Consider the following 363-nt stretch of genomic DNA (forward strand, 5'->3'; position numbering starts at 1 on the left):
GCAAGAGCAGCTTGAGTATTTCTTCTGTTTTCATTAAATACAAAAATAGAATTTTATCTAGTTTATCCCCAGGTTTTGTTGTTGATCCCTCAAAACGGCTCAGTCTCAAAACTTGGGGAGCAAAATAGTAAATGATATTTTTGTAGTATGTTAAATGATTCGGAACTACTTAAATTATTTTTACCAGAACTCTTGATTGACTATTTTGAGATTCTGAAATTTGAAGAAGAAGAAAACAAAATTCTACACATTTACTTTGAAGAGAAAAATACAGATCCAAAAGAATTCTCATCACTCATCTTGCAGTCAAAAGGTTTCGTTCCTGAGATTATGGTAGATGATTTTCCTCTCCGCGGAAAAACA

At 32.2% G+C, this 363-nt stretch carries 1 pseudogene; it reads left to right on the forward strand.

Features of this window, described 5'->3' with window-relative positions:
- Nucleotides 1-147: 147 nt before the first annotated feature.
- Nucleotides 148-363 (forward strand): annotated as a pseudogene (locus AB671_RS21220) (transposase); the annotation flags it as partial.

The organism is Chryseobacterium sp. BGARF1 (assembly GCF_001677955.1).
In the GTDB taxonomy this organism is placed as follows: domain Bacteria; phylum Bacteroidota; class Bacteroidia; order Flavobacteriales; family Weeksellaceae; genus Chryseobacterium.